The 12,497-nt window shown below is 53.1% G+C and carries 9 protein-coding genes; 3 read left to right on the forward strand and 6 right to left on the reverse strand.

Annotated features, from left to right (window positions below; translation table 11 throughout):
- Positions 1-17 precede the first annotated feature (17 nt).
- Positions 18-1,118 (reverse strand): tRNA 2-thiouridine(34) synthase MnmA, encoded by a 1,101-nt coding sequence (mnmA, locus tag KJS40_RS11310; protein ID WP_213537831.1) that lies wholly within the window; start codon positions 1,116-1,118, stop codon positions 18-20.
- 9 nt (positions 1,119-1,127) lie between these two features.
- Positions 1,128-1,592, reverse strand: coding sequence for an NUDIX hydrolase (locus KJS40_RS11315; protein WP_213537833.1), 465 nt, complete (start codon positions 1,590-1,592; stop codon positions 1,128-1,130).
- A 452-nt stretch (positions 1,593-2,044) separates the two neighbouring features.
- Between KJS40_RS11315 and icd the strand changes: the two genes are divergently transcribed.
- Positions 2,045-3,298, forward strand: a complete 1,254-nt coding sequence (icd, locus tag KJS40_RS11320) for an NADP-dependent isocitrate dehydrogenase (RefSeq protein WP_213537834.1) — start codon at positions 2,045-2,047, stop codon at positions 3,296-3,298.
- A gap of 127 nt (positions 3,299-3,425) precedes the next feature.
- On the opposite strand, the gene KJS40_RS11325 is transcribed toward icd, so the two are convergent.
- A complete protein-coding gene (locus tag KJS40_RS11325) occupies positions 3,426-3,629 on the reverse strand; it encodes a cold-shock protein (RefSeq protein WP_004174375.1) in 204 nt (67 codons plus the stop codon).
- 288 nt (positions 3,630-3,917) lie between these two features.
- Here KJS40_RS11325 and clpS point away from each other — a divergent pair, with 288 nt between their 5' ends.
- Positions 3,918-4,226 carry an ATP-dependent Clp protease adapter ClpS gene (clpS, locus tag KJS40_RS11330; RefSeq protein WP_025041880.1) on the forward strand — a complete coding sequence of 103 codons (309 nt, stop codon included), beginning with the start codon at positions 3,918-3,920 and terminating at the stop codon, positions 4,224-4,226.
- A gap of 1 nt (position 4,227) precedes the next feature.
- Positions 4,228-6,486 (forward strand): ATP-dependent Clp protease ATP-binding subunit ClpA, encoded by a 2,259-nt coding sequence (clpA, locus tag KJS40_RS11335; RefSeq protein ID WP_213537836.1) that lies wholly within the window; start codon positions 4,228-4,230, stop codon positions 6,484-6,486.
- A gap of 98 nt (positions 6,487-6,584) precedes the next feature.
- On the opposite strand, the gene KJS40_RS11340 is transcribed toward clpA, so the two are convergent.
- The 3 genes from KJS40_RS11340 to cphA (KJS40_RS11350) form a co-directional block, all read right to left on the reverse strand.
- Positions 6,585-6,806 carry a dodecin family protein gene (locus KJS40_RS11340; RefSeq protein WP_213537838.1) on the reverse strand — a complete coding sequence of 74 codons (222 nt, stop codon included), beginning with the start codon at positions 6,804-6,806 and terminating at the stop codon, positions 6,585-6,587.
- Positions 6,807-7,072: 266 nt separating this feature from the next.
- Complete coding sequence (gene cphA / locus KJS40_RS11345) at positions 7,073-9,640, reverse strand: cyanophycin synthetase (RefSeq protein WP_213537840.1); 2,568 nt, start codon at positions 9,638-9,640, stop codon at positions 7,073-7,075.
- Between the two features lie 66 nt (positions 9,641-9,706).
- A complete protein-coding gene (gene cphA, locus KJS40_RS11350; RefSeq protein ID WP_213537842.1) occupies positions 9,707-11,941 on the reverse strand; it encodes a cyanophycin synthetase in 2,235 nt (744 codons plus the stop codon).
- Positions 11,942-12,497 lie beyond the last annotated feature (556 nt).

The following is a 12,497-nucleotide window of genomic DNA, read 5'->3' on the forward strand; positions in this document are numbered from 1 at the left end:
AATGGCTCAGGGAATCCTTATTCACATTCCCTCGCTTGATCGTCTGTAATTATCCCTCCCCCAAGACATACCTTGCTTTCATAAACCACCACGGATTGTCCCGGTGTCACAGCCCACTGCGGCTGAGCAAATTCGATTTCGCATTTACTGTGATCGACATAGGCGATTGCACAAGGCGCATCCGCCTGGCGATAACGGGTCTTGGCCGCATAAACCCAGTTGCAATGAGGCGCATCGCCGCTTATCCATGTCAGTTCGGCTGCGGTAAGCGAGGGCTTGAATAAATCAGGATGATCGTGCCCCTGCACCACGATCAGGACATTTCGCGCTATATCCTTGTTCGCGACGAACCAGGGTTCGCCACCGCCCTCTCTTGTTCCGCCAATACCCAGCCCCTGCCGCTGACCGATGGTGTAGTACATCAAGCCGGTATGCTCGCCCAAGACGTTGCCAGCCGGCGTTTTTATCTCACCCGGCTCATGCGGCAAGTAGCGATGTAGAAACTCCCTGAAAGGCCGTTCACCGATAAAACAAATCCCGGTGCTGTCTTTCTTGGAAAAATTGGGTAATTTGTAATCTCTGGCGATCTTGCGTACGTCGCGCTTGTAAAGATGACCGATCGGAAACAGGGTCCGGGATAACTGCGCCTGATTCAAACGATAGAGAAAATAGCTCTGGTCCTTGGTTCCGTCTTCACCTTTCAACAACTGGAACATTCCGTTTTTTTCTTGCACCTGGGCATAATGACCGGTAGCAATAAAGTCGGCGCCGAGCCCGGCAGCATGTTCAAGAAATGCCTTGAACTTGATCTCGGCGTTACATAACACATCCGGATTGGGCGTTCTCCCGGCCTGGTATTCCGCCAGGAAGTGGCTGAATACCCGCTCCTTGTACTCGGCCGAAAAATTTACCGCTTCCAGCGGGATCCCGATAATATCCGCAACCGATGCGGCATCGATCAAATCCTGCCGGGACGAGCAGTATTGATCGGTGTCGTCATCTTCCCAATTCTTCATGAAGAGGCCGACTACGTCGTAACCCTGTTGTTTCAACAGCAAAGCGGCGACAGATGAATCAACCCCACCAGACATGCCAACGACTACGCGCGTTCTGCTCATGGTTTAAACCTAAACCCGGCAGTCGGACGCGTATGCGTGTGAAAGGATTTCCAGTGGATAGTGCTTTCCGGCCACATGGTCTTCGATGCATTTCATTACTAACGGACTGCGATGGCAATAGGCCGTCTCGCGGATTTCCTCGATGCCGAACCACCCCGCGCGCACTATACCCGTGTCTAATACCCGATCCGGATCAAAATCGATGACGGAACCATTAAAAGCAAAACGAATGAAGGTAATGTTGTCCGTCTCGGAGTGCCAGTGATAGATACCCAGGACCGATTGCGGGACAAACGTGTAGCCCGTTTCCTCCAGGGTTTCCCGAATTGCGCCCTGAATGATCGATTCACCCGGCTCCAGGTGGCCCGCCGGTTGGTTGAACAGTAAACCGCTACCCGTTTGTTCCTCGACAAGCAGGTACTTTCCTTCTCTTTCGATGACTGCTGCAACGGTGACGTTGGGTTTCCAGATCATAATCTTTAACTTCGTTTATTGGAAAAATCGGATACAAGGATATATTGCAGCCGGCATTCTAGCGCCCTGATCAGGGGAAAGAAACAGCAAGTGGGATGGGCACTGCTCTCCGACGAGCCTGGCTATTTTTACATAGGCTCGGAAATATCGCTGTTAACGATTTTTCCGAGAAATCGATTTCCGTGAAATCGAGCGGATACCGATGTCGCCAGCATATCCAGCCGAGATGGAGCGGGCGACTCAACGCTGCAATCCGCATGCTTTCTCACGTTTGCCTGGTAGCATCGACTCCCGGTTCGTTCCAGACGAAAAGAAGCATGTTAGCGCTTCTCTTCCAAACCCGGGTAAAATGTAGGGGTTTGACTAGCCAGTTTTCCGTTTACTCGTTTACTGTTTACGACAAACTCCACCACTAACCGCTACAACCATCGAACACTCATATTGGAGAAACCATGTACCAGCACATCAAGACGCCAGCCGAAGGCACGAAAATCCGCGTAAACGCTGATTTTTCCCTGAGTGTGCCGGATAACCCCGTTATTCCCTATATAGAAGGCGATGGTATCGGCGTGGATATTACACCGGTAATGAAGGATGTGGTGGATGCCGCGGTAAGTCGCAGTTATGGCGGCAAGCGCAAGATTACGTGGATGGAAATTTATGCCGGCGAAAAAGCCACTCGTATTTATGGTGAAAATGTCTGGCTTCCAGATGAAACACTGCAAGCCGCGGCGGAATATGCGGTTTCCATCAAGGGGCCGCTGACCACCCCGGTAGGCGGGGGTATTCGCTCGATTAACGTCGCTTTGCGGCAGGAACTTGATTTATATCTATGCCTGCGTCCTGTGCGCTATTTTCAGGGTGTACCCAGTCCGTTAAAGAATCCTGAAAAAACCGATATGATAATTTTCCGCGAAAATTCGGAAGACATTTATGCCGGGATTGAATGGGAAGCTGAGTCAGAAAATGCGAAAAAGATGATTAATTTTTTAACGACGGAAATGGGTGTAACCAAAATACGTTTCCCGCAAACATCGGGAATCGGTATCAAGCCCGTTTCCAGAGAGGGCACCGAGCGACTGGTACGCAAGGCAATACAGTATGCAATCGACAATAAGCGGCCCTCTGTAACCCTCGTGCACAAGGGTAATATCATGAAATACACCGAGGGCGCCTTCAAGAACTGGGGCTATGAACTGGCCGCAAGAGAATTCAAGGCCAGCCTGCTCGATGGTGGCCCGTGGATGAAGCTACCGGAGGACAAAGGAGGCGTCATAATCAAGGATGTGATCGCGGATGCTTTTTTGCAACAGATCTTGCTGCGTCCCGAGGAATACGATGTCATCGCCACGCTGAACCTGAACGGCGACTATATTTCCGACGCATTGGCGGCACAAGTCGGCGGTATCGGCATCGCTCCAGGGGCAAACCTCAGCGACTCGATTGCAATTTTCGAGGCAACGCATGGCACTGCGCCAAAATATGCGGGCAAGGATCAGGTTAATCCGGGGTCGATCATACTATCCGCGGAGATGATGCTGAGGCATATGGGCTGGATCGAGGCCGCAGACCTGATTATCGAGGCGATCGAGAAAACGATCCAGGATAAAATTGTGACTTATGACTTTGCGCGTCAGATGACCAATGCGCATAAGGTTTCGTGTTCGGGGTTCGGACAGGCGTTGATTGAGCACATGCCGGCATAGCTCATGATTAAAAAAGCCCCTTGGCGATTTCCGGCAAGGGGCTTTATATAATTTTGTATTAAATTACATTTTGTATTGGATTACAGCATGATCGCGGTTAACCACGTCAGCATGGAATCGTCAAGCGTTAAGCAGATTGAATATTTGAAGCTTGCTTGCCCTTCGGACCTTGAGTAACCTCAAAACTTACTTTTTGACCTTCTTTAAGAGTTTTGAATCCGGACATATTGATGGCGGAGAAGTGAGCGAATAGATCTTCGCTACCATCATCCGGTGTAATGAAACCGAAACCTTTTGAGTCGTTGAACCATTTTACTGTACCAGTTGCCATTTTTGCTTCCTATATAAAAAAACCGGGCCGGAAACCCGAACACTGTTTGAGTTTCAAGACCGCAAAACGGCTGTAACCGGTACTGCAGAGAACTTGAAGCCAAACGCCAAGAGCAGTTTTACGCAACTCTAGTATTCAAGTCAAGTGCTCAATTCACTTATTTTATATAAGTGCAACAGAATAATTTTCTGAAGGTACTTGAATATTTCAGTGTAATCGTCAAATATTATATCAAGAGGCAGAAACTTGCCCATTTCGCTCTAACTGATGAATAGCGAGACTGGAGACATGAAAGCAGGGAATCATGGAGATGTTGTACTGGAGGCTAAAAAGAGTAAACTCAAACCACCGCCAATGTTCAAGGTGATTTTGCTGAATGATGATTTCACGCCTATGGATTTCGTGGTGGCCGTGTTGCAGACTTTTTTTTCAAAGAGTCGAGAACAGGCAACCCAAATCATGCTCAAAGTACATATGGATGGAGCGGGAATATGTGGAGTTTATCCCAACGATGTAGCTACCACCAAGGTTGAGCAGGTGGTCGCATTTGCGAGGCAGCATCAACATCCGCTAAGGTGCGTGATGGAGGAGACGTAAAATGATTGCCCAAGAGTTGGAAGTAAGTTTACACATGGCGTTTGTCGAGTCGCGGCAGAAGCGGCATGAGTTCATAACGGTCGAGCACTTGTTATTGGCTCTGCTCGACAATCCGACCGCCGCAGAAGTGCTGCGCGCCTGCTCGGTGGATATGGACGATTTGCGTCGATTGCTGACTGAGCACGTTACTGAGAACACACCTACCGTTGGCGGCAGCGGCGAAGTGGATACACAGCCTACGCTAGGTTTTCAGCGCGTGATCCAGCGCGCGATTCTGCATGTCCAGTCTTCCGGGAAAAAAGAAGTCACCGGCGCCAACGTACTGGTAGCGATATTTGGAGAGAAGGATTCCCACGCAGTTTATTTTCTTCATCAGAAAGGCATCACCCGGCTCGATGTGGTGAACTATATTTCTCATGGCATCAGCAAGGTATCCCAGGGAAGTCCTGCGAAATCCGAAAGCGAAGGCGATACCGAGCAGGAAATGAGCGCGGGCGGCGCACTGGAAAGTTACGCGGTCAATCTCAACTCCCTCGCGCTAGCCGGCAAGATCGATCCGTTGATCGGACGTGAACGGGAACTGGAACGCCTGATACAGACGCTATGCCGCCGCCGCAAGAATAATCCCTTGCTGGTGGGTGAAGCGGGCGTGGGCAAGACCGCCATCGCGGAAGGACTGGCAAGGCGGATTATCGAAAATGACGTTCCCGAAATTCTTGCGCATCACCAGGTTTATGCGCTGGATATGGGCGCACTGCTGGCCGGGACTAAATACCGGGGGGACTTCGAACAGCGACTGAAGGCGGTGCTAAAACAGTTGCTCGACAGTTCCAATGCTATTCTTTTCATTGATGAGATTCACACGCTGATCGGGGCCGGGGCGGCTTCGGGTGGCACGCTGGATGCGTCCAATCTTCTTAAACCAATACTTAATACCGGCCAGCTGAAATGTATCGGCGCCACGACTTATAGCGAATACCGGGGAATCTTTGAAAAAGATCATGCCCTATCGCGTCGTTTTCAGAAAATCGATGTACTTGAACCCAGCGTGGAAGAAACGGTTTCCATATTACGCGGCCTGAAGGCCCGTTATGAGGCGCACCATGGCGTCAAATATACGGCCATAGCGCTCATCACGGCAGCGGAGTTATCGGCGCGTTTCATTAACGACCGGCATTTGCCAGACAAGGCGATAGATGTCATCGACGAAGCCGGCGCAGCGCAGCGTATTCTGCCGAAGTCGAAGCAGCGCAAGGTGATCAGCAAACATGAGATCGAAAGCATCATTGCCAAGATAGCGCGCATTCCGGCACAGAATGTCTCCAGCGATGACCGGAGTACGCTAAAAGTGCTGGATCGAGACCTGAAAGCAGTGGTATTCGGACAGGACAAGGCCATCAATGCACTGACAGCGGCGATAAAGATGGCAAGAAGCGGCTTGGGCAATCCACAAAAGCCAGTCGGCTCATTTCTTTTTTCCGGCCCTACCGGTGTTGGCAAAACCGAAGTGGCGCGGCAGCTGGCTTATGCACTGGGCATTCATTTGCACCGCTTCGACATGTCGGAATACATGGAGCGGCATGCCGTTTCACGCCTGATCGGCGCTCCGCCGGGATATGTCGGTTTCGACCAGGGCGGTCTGCTCACCGAGGCCATCATCAAGCAGCCTTATTCGGTACTGCTACTGGATGAAATTGAGAAAGCGCATCCGGATATTTTCAATATCCTGCTGCAGGTGATGGATCACGGCACGTTGACCGACAATAATGGCCGCAAGGCGGATTTCCGCAACGTGGTAATTATCATGACCACGAATGCAGGCGCTGAAGTGCTCAGCAAATCGTCCATGGGCTTCACCACCGGTGCGCAGGCAGGAGATGAGATGGCCGATATCAAGCGCATGTTTACGCCTGAGTTCCGCAACCGGCTGGATGCGATCATTTCCTTTGCATCCCTGGATAGGGACGTGATTCTGCGTGTGGTGGATAAATTCCTGATGCAACTTGAAGCGCAGTTGCACGAGAAGAAAGTGGAGGCGATATTTACCGATGCGCTGAGAGAATACCTCGCCAAAAACGGCGCTGATCCTCTCATGGGCGCCCGCCCCATGGCCCGGCTCATTCAGGACACTATTCGCAGCGCCCTGGCGGATGAGCTACTATTCGGACGGCTTGCCAACGGTGGCAAAGTGACGGTGGACATCGGTGCCGATAACAAGGTGAAACTTCAGTTTGAGGAAGAAGCTGCCGCTGCTGTATAAGCGTTGATCTCATCGACGCAGCAAAACAAAAAAGGCGCGATCAGCGCCTTTTTTGCGCCGATAATGCTAGGGTAGTCCGAAGTTTGGCCAAACAACAGTTACTTGCCTTCGATTTCATACTTGAAAGACAGATTCACTCTTGCACGATACGCAGCGACCTTGCCATCCTCGATTACCATATCCAGCTTTACTATTTCCGCAACCCTCAGGTCGCGCAATGTTTTTGACGCCGTCTCGACGGCATTTCTGGCTGCATCCTCCCATGAGGTCTGGCTAGTCCCGATTATCTCTGTAATTCGATAGATACTATCTCCTGACATGATTTTTCTCCTTCCAAGGTAAGCAATAAAAATAGTTGCCGAGCGAACTCAGCGCAACAATCTCAACGTGAATTTCAGTTTATGGCTAACCTCGGTGGATTGCAAATCTATGCTCGGTTACCGAGAGATGATATCAACCGCAGCCTGTATAAACCTGATCGGCTGCGTTTGATCAGTCCTGCGGAGGCGTTTGCGCGTTACACGGTATCATATCTGCGATTCAGTAGCGCTGCTCTCAAGCACAGCCGGTGCACCAGCGCCGCTTGTCAGCCGGCAACTACGCGCTGGGTAATATATCCCAGTGCTTCATCCACCTGGTCGATGAGAATAAGGCATAACTCTCCGGCTTTCAGGTTGGCAAAGGCAGTATCGATCGCCACAAACTCACCGCGAATCTCCTTGACGTCGCGGGCACGCTTCGCATTCTTCAGACCCTGCCGCAACAGGCTCAGCACTTCCCCATCGGCTCGGCCTCTTTGACACTTGTCCTGATAAAGCACCACCTCGTCAAAAGCATCACCGAGAATCTTGGTCTGTTGACGGATGTCCTCGTCGCGGCGATCACCCGCGCCGCTGATCACGACTGAGCGTCGCTTGGCCGGCATCTTGTCGATAGCGAGCACAAGCGCCCGGATTGCATCCGCATTGTGGCCGTAGTCTGCAATAAGCGTGGCGCCCCGGTGGCTGAAGAGATTGAAACGGCCTGGTGCGGTTTGCGTGTCGCTGACAAAACCAGCTAACCCGGCACGTATGACTTCCCAGTCGAGACCAAGCGCCCAGCCCGCTCCAGTGGCAGCCATTGCGTTTTCGATCTGGAATACGATGGCCCCGTTCTGCGTGAGAGGAATTCCCGCCAGCGTCAGGCGGTGTTCAACACCCGCTTCCGAAGCGACGATCGAATCACCATCGAGATAAATGACGCGCTTGCCTCGCACCCGATGTTTCACTATCACGGGATTGCGGGGATCACGGGCGAAAAATGTGACCGAACCCGGGCAGTGGGCTGCCATGCTTGCCACAAGGGGGTCAGCCGCATTGAGCACGGCGACGCCGGTACCCGGTGTAACATTTTGAACGACGATGCGTTTGACGGCAGTCAAATCCTCTACCGTGTTGACGTGTGAAAGGCCAAGATGATCGCCTCCACCGATATTGGTCACCACAGCTACTTGGCAACGATCGAAACCCAGTCCCTCGCGCAGCAGGCCGCCCCGCGCCGTCTCGAAAACCGCCGCATCGACATCGGGGTGAAGAAGAACTTTCTTTGCACTCTTCGGGCCGCTGCAGTCGCCCGTATCGATGCGCTGGCCTTCAACATAGACACCGTCAGTACTGGTCATGCCGACACGCATGCCCTGACATTCGAGGATATTGGCAATCAGGCGGACGGTGGTGGTCTTGCCGTTGGTTCCCGTTACCGCCACAACGGGGATGCGCGCGTCATCCCCGTCTTTAAACATATTGGCGATAATCGCCTCTCCTATCGCACGCCCTGTGCCAAATGAGGGTTGCAAATGCATGCGAAGGCCTGGCACAGCATTGATCTCTATTACGGCACCGTGCTCTTCAAGCGGATTCGACACGCTGTCGCAGACGATATCCACGCCACAGATATCGAGGCCTACCATTCGGGCAGCGGCTTCCACGCGCGCGGCAAGCTCGGGATGAACGTCATCGGTGACATCGGTGGCTGTTCCCCCGGTAGACAGGTTGGCGTTATTGCGCAGCACAACGCGTTCCCCTCTAGAGGGCACGGATTCCGGAGCCAAACCCTTGGTAGCCAGTTGGGCAACCGTAATTTCGTCAAAATAAATTTTAGTCAGTGCGTTCGCATGACCTTCACCACGTCGCGGATCACTATTTATCTGCTCAACCAATTGGCTAATGCTGTGCATGCCGTCGCCGACAACCTGCGGCGGGTCGCGCCGAGCAGCCGCGATCAACTTATTGCCGACCACCAGCATGCGGTAATCATTACCGGGAACACAACGCTCAACCAGGACTTCGTCGCTGATCTCAGCCGCTACCGCGTAGGCAGCATCCACCTGTTCCCGGCTGGTCAGGTTCACGCCTACTCCCCTGCCCTGATTGCCATCCCGCGGCTTGACAACGACCGGGCCGCCTATTTCACAGGCGGCTATCCAGGCATCTTCCGCACTCGCTACCGGTCTGCCTGCCGCAATCGGGATACCGGCATTGCTCAGCAACGTTCTGGTCAGTTCCTTATCCTGCGCAATGGATTCCGCCACGAGGCTGGTTCGCCCCGTCTCCGCAGCCTGAATACGACGCTGGCGACTGCCCCAGCCAAACTGGACCATACTGCCATCGGTCAGCCGGCGAAAAGGAATATCGCGTGCCACAGCCGCACGGACGATCGCGCCGGTACTCGGCCCAAAACGTATCTCTTCATACCGTTCATGAAGACGACCGACGGCATCGGCGATGTCGAAGAAAGTATCCTCAATGGCGGCACGGCATAAGGTTAACGCGAATTCGATGGCAAGCCTGCCTACCGATTCTTCGCTGTACTCGACAATGACTTGATAAACGCCGGCTTCCAGCGTGCGAGTAGTTTTACTGAAGATCACCGGGCAACCGGCCTGTGTCTGCAGGCCAAGCGCAGCGCGCCCGAGCGCATGCGCCATGATCCCAGCTTCGGGCTGGAATGCCGGCTGGAGCAAATCGATTTGCGGAAATCGGTCGCGTAGCCGTGTCATGAAGCCTCTGGTTTCTACGAGAGATCCGGTTTCACCGCAAGAAACTATTGCTTCTATGGCTGTGTGGCGACTCCACAAATTAGGCCCACGCAATGCGCGGATAGACGATACTTTCATTGAAAGTTCTCCTGGTGCTTCTTGCTCATCCGGAGGTGCTGCTGATATGCATTTGATTTCCATGTCTTATTGGATGCTCGCGAAATTTTCAATCCCAACACGTATGAGAGCCGGTTCGATACCGAGCGCCCATGCAGCGCCCACCGCCGCCAGGACATTCTCGACTTCCGGAACGGCATGGCCGCCTTGGGTAAGCGGAACATCCGCTACCTCTCCCAGTACCAACTCGCTGGAACCGGTAACGAGCAGAATTTTACCATCTCGAACTATCACGGCCCGCTTGGCCTGTGCGCCTTTTATCTCCGCCGTATCGGCTAAACAATGTTTCCTGATAACAGGCAACTCAGGATCAAGGCTGAAGTAAATGACCTCGCCGTTGCACAGTGCAGCCATTTCAACCAGCATTGCCTCCCTGGCGTTGAGTACCGCCGCACCCGTGGGCAATACCACATCCACTTGAGTGCGCAGTACATCGAAAACCTGCTTGGCGGTTTCGATATAGTGCCGTCCATAGTGCCGCTTCAGCTCGACATTGGTAATGATACCTACATGACATCCGTCGTAGGCCAGGCCCTCACCCAGAATGCTATCGCTGCCATTTTCAAAAACCGCGGCTTCTATCGAACGATTCGTCAGGATGTTGTTAGCCGTCTTCCATTTGGCATGATCGCCCTTATGGACTTGCCTGCGGTCGAGGTAAAACCCATCGCTGCATGCCAGTCCGGTATGTTTGCCGGACAACGCGAGTAGATGAGCGATAAGGTGCGCCACTGTGGTTTTACCATAGCTGCCAGTAATGCCGACGACCGGAACCCGACCGTCTCCCTGGTTTGGGAAGAGATGCTCGACGATAGCTTCGCCAACGGGACGCGGCGTACCGATGACAGGTTTGATGTGCATCAGCAAACCGGGCCCGGCATTGACCTCGACAATCGCCCCTCCCTGTTCGGTAAGTGGACGGGAAATATCCCTGGCAACGAGATCGACGCCGGCAATATCCAGCCCGACGATGCGGGCCGCAAGTGAAGCAGCCGCGGCAATGCTGGGATGTACTTCGTCAGTCACATCAAAAGCGTGATTGCCGTTACGCTGAATCAGAACTTCAAGACCGGCTTGCGGTATTGAATTGATGGTGAAGCCCTGGCGGGTGATTTCCATCATCGTTACGCCATCGATGCTGACCGGATTCAAGGGATGGTCTTCGCTTGTCCCGCGGCGCGGATCTGAATTGATCTGGTAGCGTATCAGCTCGTCAATGGTTGATCTACCATCGCCGATCACTGAGACCGAATCGCCTCGGCTGGCCGCCACGAGGCGTCCGCCAACCACCAGCAAGCGGTGTTCCGTACCCGGAATATAACGTTCGACCAATACGCCGTCACCTTCTTCCAAAGCAGCGCGATAAGCGGACTCGACTTCTTCCTGCCTGCTCAGCTCAATAAAAACGCCACGCCCATGATTGCCGTCGCTGGGCTTGACCACGACCGGCAAACCTATGTCCTGGGCGGCTGCCCATGCGTCTTCCGCACTATGAACACTGCGCCCGTCAGGGACTGAAACACCGCAGGACTGAAGCAACACCTTGGTCAGGTCCTTGTCCCGCGAGATGCTTTCGGCAATGGCCGGCGTGAGATCGGTCTCGGCTGTCCAAATACGCTGGCTTCGAGCGCCATAACCGAGCTGCACGAGATTTCCCTTGGCGAGAAGGCGAATGGCGGGAATGTTGCGGATGGCAGCGGCCTCGACGATACAGGCGGTAGATGGCCCCAGCCAGAGTGAATCCACCATGTCGCGAAGGCGCTCGATGGAATCCTTGACGTTATAGGGTTGGCCGTTGGGCTGCAAGTGTCCCATTGCCGCCAGCACCAACTCACGCGCCTCCGACAGAGCGCTACGCGCGATATTCTCATGCCAGGCGCTGACGGCAACCTTATAAACGCCACGCAAGGAAGTTTCTCTGGCTCTGCCAAAGCCGCCGTGCATGCCCGCGAGGTTTTGCAGCTCAAGCGTAACATGCTCGAGAATGTGACCTGTCCAGGTACCGTCCTTGAGTCGGCGCAGAAATCCACCGCGCTCTCCATAGCTGCAACGGTGCTCGATCAGCGAAGGAAGCCAGGACGAAAGGCGCTCGTAAAAACCGGGGATGGTATTTGACGGAAAATCCTCCAGATCTCCGATATCAACAATGGCCTCGAGCACCGGGCGAAGCGTCCAGATGTTAGGCCCATTCAGGTGGCGAACCTCAAGAAATTTAATGTCCCTGTTTGCACAATCGGTATTTGTATCCGCGTACGCCAGCATAAATAGGATTCTCGAAAGAGTAAGTTAAATCCGGACTAACGCGGCTGACGGAAATCGGTTTACAGCTAAGCAGTCCAGCGCTGCTGCATGCTTCAACCAGAATCCGGCAGTTGGACGGGATGGAGTGAGCTCACCAGAAAGATCAAGCTCACAGGGCATGAAAAATCCTTTTCGGTTATAGCACTTGGTTGACAAATGGGCTGATCGACGAGCTGAAAAATGAGCGGTCAACTACCGGATTCAGGTTCAAAGTCTGCTGCAAAAAGGTTTCAGACCCTCGGTCGTTCATCCGGATGCTCTCACTCAGCTCGAGGCAGCCTGCACGGTAGCAGGCTGTCCTGTTTGATGAATCAGGTTTTTTATTGATAGCTGATGCCGCTATCTCGTGGTGTATCGGCTTGACGATTTTGGGGAACTCGATTGTGTTATGTGCGTCTTGCGATGGCACTTCCAAAGTGGAAAAGTCTCGTGAATTTACCTTATCGTTCATGGCGCCCGGTTATTACCCAATTATTGTTCGTTATGGATTGGCAACCCGACAAAGAATAAAGCATTC

The sequence above is a fragment of the Nitrosospira sp. NRS527 genome, from assembly GCF_018406445.1.
In the GTDB taxonomy this organism is placed as follows: Bacteria; Pseudomonadota; Gammaproteobacteria; order Burkholderiales; family Nitrosomonadaceae; genus Nitrosospira; species Nitrosospira briensis.

Coding starts and splice junctions, on each gene's coding strand:
- KJS40_RS11315 (WP_213537833.1), bottom strand. CDS start 1,592: ATGATCTGGAAACCCAACGTCACCGTTGCAGCAGTCATCGAAAGAGAA.
- clpS (WP_025041880.1), top strand. CDS start 3,918: ATGAAAGCAGGGAATCATGGAGATGTTGTACTGGAGGCTAAAAAGAGT.
- KJS40_RS11340 (WP_213537838.1), bottom strand. CDS start 6,806: ATGTCAGGAGATAGTATCTATCGAATTACAGAGATAATCGGGACTAGC.
- KJS40_RS11325 (WP_004174375.1), bottom strand. CDS start 3,629: ATGGCAACTGGTACAGTAAAATGGTTCAACGACTCAAAAGGTTTCGGT.
- cphA (WP_213537840.1), bottom strand. CDS start 9,640: ATGAAAGTATCGTCTATCCGCGCATTGCGTGGGCCTAATTTGTGGAGT.
- mnmA (WP_213537831.1), bottom strand. CDS start 1,118: ATGAGCAGAACGCGCGTAGTCGTTGGCATGTCTGGTGGGGTTGATTCA.
- icd (WP_213537834.1), top strand. CDS start 2,045: ATGTACCAGCACATCAAGACGCCAGCCGAAGGCACGAAAATCCGCGTA.
- cphA (WP_213537842.1), bottom strand. CDS start 11,941: ATGCTGGCGTACGCGGATACAAATACCGATTGTGCAAACAGGGACATT.
- clpA (WP_213537836.1), top strand. CDS start 4,228: ATGATTGCCCAAGAGTTGGAAGTAAGTTTACACATGGCGTTTGTCGAG.